General features: G+C 27.6%; 5 protein-coding genes. 3 read left to right on the forward strand and 2 right to left on the reverse strand.

The annotated features are described in order from the left end of the window. Nucleotides 1–373: IS110 family transposase (locus tag AOG54_RS00780; RefSeq protein WP_156324150.1), on the reverse strand; the 373-nt coding region annotated here is incomplete at its 3' end. A gap of 240 nt (nucleotides 374–613) precedes the next feature. On the opposite strand from AOG54_RS00780, the gene AOG54_RS00785 reads away from it, so the two are divergent. Then, nucleotides 614–1,714, forward strand: a complete 1,101-nt coding sequence (locus tag AOG54_RS00785) for an AAA family ATPase (RefSeq protein WP_054964244.1) — start codon at nucleotides 614–616, stop codon at nucleotides 1,712–1,714. A 713-nt stretch (nucleotides 1,715–2,427) separates the two neighbouring features. Here AOG54_RS00785 and AOG54_RS00790 read toward each other — a convergent pair. After that, nucleotides 2,428–3,627: an MFS transporter gene (locus tag AOG54_RS00790; RefSeq protein ID WP_048102060.1), complete on the reverse strand. Its 1,200-nt coding sequence runs from the start codon at nucleotides 3,625–3,627 to the stop codon at nucleotides 2,428–2,430. 174 nt (nucleotides 3,628–3,801) lie between these two features. On the opposite strand from AOG54_RS00790, the gene AOG54_RS00795 reads away from it, so the two are divergent. Then, on the forward strand, nucleotides 3,802–4,026 hold the full coding sequence (locus AOG54_RS00795) for a hypothetical protein (RefSeq protein WP_048102186.1): 225 nt from the start codon (nucleotides 3,802–3,804) through the stop codon (nucleotides 4,024–4,026). 132 nt (nucleotides 4,027–4,158) lie between these two features. Further along, on the forward strand, nucleotides 4,159–5,262 hold the full coding sequence (gcvT, locus tag AOG54_RS00800; RefSeq protein WP_048102185.1) for a glycine cleavage system aminomethyltransferase GcvT: 1,104 nt from the start codon (nucleotides 4,159–4,161) through the stop codon (nucleotides 5,260–5,262). Nucleotides 5,263–5,333 lie beyond the last annotated feature (71 nt).

The raw sequence follows: 5,333 nt of genomic DNA on the forward strand, positions 1-5,333 counted from the left end.
TTGGGTATAATGATTTTAATCTGTTTATTTGATTATATAAATCATTCTTATTATTGGATGATACACGTGCATATATTGCATCTATTCTATTATTTTTTATTCCCAAGTCTGTCTTCTTGTAATTATTATATATTTCAGGAACCTTTGCAGGATTAATCAGATGTATCTTATAGTTTAGTTTTAATAATTCCCTGGAAAGATACTTACCGGATGTTGATGATTCTATTACAATATCATGATCCTTATAAACTGATAAAAACTCATTAACTATCTCCATATTATTTTCCATATTTTTCTGGGAAATAATAGTACCATTATCCTCCATTACCGTAGCATATACGGAACGTTTATGTACATCCAAGCCTATAACCATTTAATCACCTCTAATGATTCTGTGAGATTCAGAATCGAAGACTCGACAAACTCCTATTCACCTTATAATTATAAGGTATGAAATCGAGTCGAAGGGCGGCTATTCTTACTAACGGCCTCAAGGGTCAAGTTGCATAACAACCGCCTCCGATTCTCACTATATTTAGATAAAAATAATTTAATACATTTTAATGAACTTTAAATAATAGGGAGTATTACTTAATAATAGGGGGTATTACTAATGCTATTTAACATAAAACCAAAAGATAATATTAAAGACCTTTTCGGTAGAGAAAAGGAAATATTATTACTAAAAAGATGTGTTACAGAACCGTTAACAGTAATATACGGAATTAGAAGAACAGGAAAAACTAGCCTGTTAAAAAGTGTATTAAATTCTCTTGAAATACCATACATAATAATAGATATAAGGGAATTATTCAACGAATCCGGAACTATCAGAGAAAATGAAATATCTTTAAAAATATTGCATGAATTAAAAAAGGATATAGGGATTTCTCAAAAACTGAGATTTTTGATTTCTGATATTTTATCCAAAATAAATGGTATTGAAATAAATCATTTAAAAATAGATATAGACGCATCCAAAAAATATCAATTAAATAATATTCTTGAGGTAATTAATGAAATCTCAGAAAAGAATAATGATGTATTCATCCTGGCTATAGATGAGGCACAGTATCTAAAATACAGTGGAAAAAGATATAACAATATACTGGCATGGGCATATGATAATTTGAAAAATATACATATAATAATAACAGGAAGTGAAATTGGAATTTTAGAGGAGTTTATTGATATAGATAATACTGAAAGTCCGCTATTTGGAAGAATGATAAATGAAATTAAAATTGGGCATTTCGATAATGAAACGTCCTACAATTTCTTAAAATCCGGCTTTGAAGAGGCTAAAATAAACGTAAATGACAATGATATAAATTCTGCCATAGATATTCTGGACGGAATCGCGGGATGGCTGACATACTACGGATATAACCGGGCTATTCGAAAATTAAATAATTACGATTCAATAAATAATGTCATAGAATATAGCAAAAGGTTAATAGATAGCGAGATAAATAAATTAATCAATAATTCTAAGGACAGGTATATGGCTATAATGGAGTCAATAGCAGCAGGATTAAACAACTGGTCTGCAATAAAAGCATATGTTACAACAAAAACTGGTTACATATCCTCAACGATTTTAAACAATCACATAACAAAGCTTCTAAAATATGGATTTATAAAAAAATCTGAAAATAAATATTATATTGAAGACCCGTTAATTAAATTAAAATTTATTAACAAAAATAGATAAAGGAAATATTACAGAGGTTTTTAAAAAAATATTATTATAAGAGGTTGATAATAAATATATCGTGAAATGGAAAAATTTTTGTTTAAGAATCACCATCCAACATCAATTGATATACTCTTCATCTGTAAGCATTATATTATATAAGACATGATTTTACATAATTTTTATGTCATATATGACATAAAATATAAAGATTAAATAATGATAAAACCCGTGACCATAAATTGCAGTAAATAAAATTATCATAATTACATGAAATTTATATAAAAATAGGATGATCATTAACATTATATCTAAAGCATTGAGCACAGTCTCAATGGAAATAAAAAATAATATAAACACAATATGATCCGTAAAAGCACTGATAAAAATATTTCAGATAATATTGTGTATAATATTAAAAATTATAAATCAATAGATGGGTATTATATATGATAAATATAAATCAGAATTTATGTATAGGTATGCTCACATCTGGAAACTGGATGACGCTATTATTCCTCTAGTCCGGGATTTTCAGGGAAAAGCAATTTTATGGCCTTAGCTTTATGTCCGCAATCTTTATCTAATCGATAAACCATTATTTTGTTCATTCATTTTCAGGTATTTTTATACAGTCTTATATACATAGGGCCGGAGACCCCTATCTAGGGATATACATCCATAATGATTTATTGTCTGGAATGGTATTAAACCTTTAGGCTCATTTCGGCCTACGGCGCTTTATGGGCTTTATACAGGATTAATGTAATTATTAATGCTGTTAAATTTAAGAGAATTATTATAAATATAACATGATTAAGATTTAACAGCAATTTTGAGCCTATACCAAGACCAATTGCATTTGTTACTATTCCCTGTAATGACCTTATTCCTGATCCTGTTATTCTGTCATTTTTATTTAAGGAATTCATTGTATATGCGGTATTTGATGTTGTTGCAATTCCTGTGGAAGTTCCAAGAAATATTTCAGGAATTATAAAATTAAAAAATAATAATAATGAGAATAAGCTCATTGATAAAAATCCAATAGATGCTATTTTTAATCCGTATTTATCATGCAATTTTCCGGAAACAAAGGATGTAAAAGTGAAAAATATAGGATATATTAAAACAAGCAAACCTATGATTAATGGTGTGTAATTTAATGAATACAATAAAAATACAAAATATGCTGCAAGCATATTTCTTGTTATTGAATGCAAAAATCCTGAAAATGATGATAATGCAAATTTCTTATTTAATCTAATTTTAAATGAAAATATTAAACCTATCACTGCAATAATTATAAATGGAATATAATATATTGATAATATTAACCCAGAAAATAATAATGTAATATAAAATGATGATTTTCCTATTTCGGATTTTCCCCTTATTTCATCTATATTTATTATTAATATAATGGATAACAATGATAAAAATGCTGTAAATAGGAATAGATATTTATAATTTATAGATGCCATCAGGCCGCCTAATGGAAGTCCAATAACATATCCAAGACTTATTATTGTATGGTTTAATCCTATTGATTTCCCCCTGTTTACATCAGGGCTCATTAAGGATGCATATGATAATGATGTTAGTATTACCATTGACCCCCCAAGTCCCTGAAAAGCCCTTAATAATAGCATTACAATAAAATTATTTGAAAGAAAAATTAATATTGATGCCATTAGCATTATAAATGAACCTATTATCATTATTTTTTTAATTCCATATTTATCTGCTATTAATGAAAAGGGAACAACAAATAATGTTTCTATTATTACAAATATTATTATTAATAATGTTGATTCTGAATATGATACACCAAATTCTTTTGATATTTCAGGTATTGCAAGCAAAATCATTGTTGCCTCCAATGCAGCAGTGAATCCAGGTAATGATGTAAAAGCAATATTTTTATTCATTTTAATCTTAAAATGGCGTTTAAATATAAATTTTTTTTAAGAATTTATGTTTCTCTATTTTGCAATATATCGCAATATAAAATTTCACATTGATTATATAGATTCATTGATACATTTATATTTATCTTTTTATTTCAAAAACTTTTTATGCAACTTTTATATATTAAAAATGAAATGGTTAATCGTGAAAAAATTTTCAATATGACAGGTATATACATTATCGTTGGAATAATACTAATTTTAATCGGTGGAGTTTTTTATTTGTTTTGGGGAATAAGATATGATGGCTGGGGAGATGTTGGCCTAATTTCCTTTGTTTCACCTGTAATAGCATTTGGACTTTTAACAATCTGGCTTGGGGAAATAAAAGGTAAACAGACCCAGATAGTTAAAAAATAATTTTTTTAAATTATCTAAAGTTTAAATCCATCCTTAATATTACATTATTATGAGGTATTGTTTGATTAATGCATATTTTTTATACAATAGTCAGCAAAAAAGATGTTTAAGGGGGAGGGGGGTGCATTTCCGATGGAACTAAAAAAGGGTATACCCCTAAGAACAGCACTTTATAATGAACACTTAAAATTAAATGCAAGAATGACAAATTTTCATGGATGGGAAATGCCTCTTGAATATACAAAAATAGTCGAGGAGCACATGGCTGTAAGAAGAAACGTTGGGATATTTGATGTATCACATATGGGCGATGTTATTATAGAGGGAAATGATGCTAACAAATTTGTTGATTATATATTTCCAACAAAAATTTCAGATTTAAATATTGGTGAATGCACATACACCGCTTTTTTGGATACAGATGGGAAAATGATAGATGATACAATAATATATAAATTATGGGATGATAAATACTTTTTAATACCAAATGCAGCAAATATAGAGAGAATTATAAACTGGTTAAATAAAAATTCCACAGGTTATAGCATTAAAATAATCAACCATTCTGATGAAATATCACATATAGCAGTTCAGGGTCCAAAAACGCCGGAAGTTTTAGGGGAAATGAAAATAGAAATGCCAGAAAACTTTCATTTTTTATTAAATAATATACAATTTTTAAATCCGTTATTAAATGAAAATTTTATGATGGTTTCAGGTACAGGTTATACAGGAGAGAGGGGCGTTGAACTGATAATACCGAATGAAATTGCACCTTCATTATGGGAAAAGCTGCTTGATATAATAAAAAATTATGATGGCAGACCGTGTGGGCTGGGTGCAAGGGATACATTAAGGATGGAAAAGGGAATGCTTTTATCAGGCCAGGATTTTAATGAGGATAAAACTCCTTACGAGGCGTCAGTATCATTTATTGTAAATTTAAACCATGAATTTATAGGAAGGGAAAAATTAATTGAAAACAAAAATAATTTTAAAATTATATTCAGAGGATTTATACTTGAAAATAAGAATATACCAAGACCAGGATTTAAAATATATCATAATGATGATGAAATAGGTTACATTACAAGCGGGTCAGTATCACCAATACTTAACACTGGAATTGGCCTGGGCTATATTAATAAAGATTTTATGAAAAGCAATGAACCAGTTTACATAAAAATTAGGGATAAATATGTAAAAGCACAGATATCAAAACCAAAACTTTTTTAATTTTTTATTTTTTGATTTTTACGAAAGGTAATGATGTTAATATAATTATTAATAAATTTTTCGTATATTAT

This window comes from Acidiplasma aeolicum, assembly GCF_001402945.1.
Classification (GTDB): domain Archaea; phylum Thermoplasmatota; class Thermoplasmata; order Thermoplasmatales; family Thermoplasmataceae; genus Acidiplasma; species Acidiplasma aeolicum.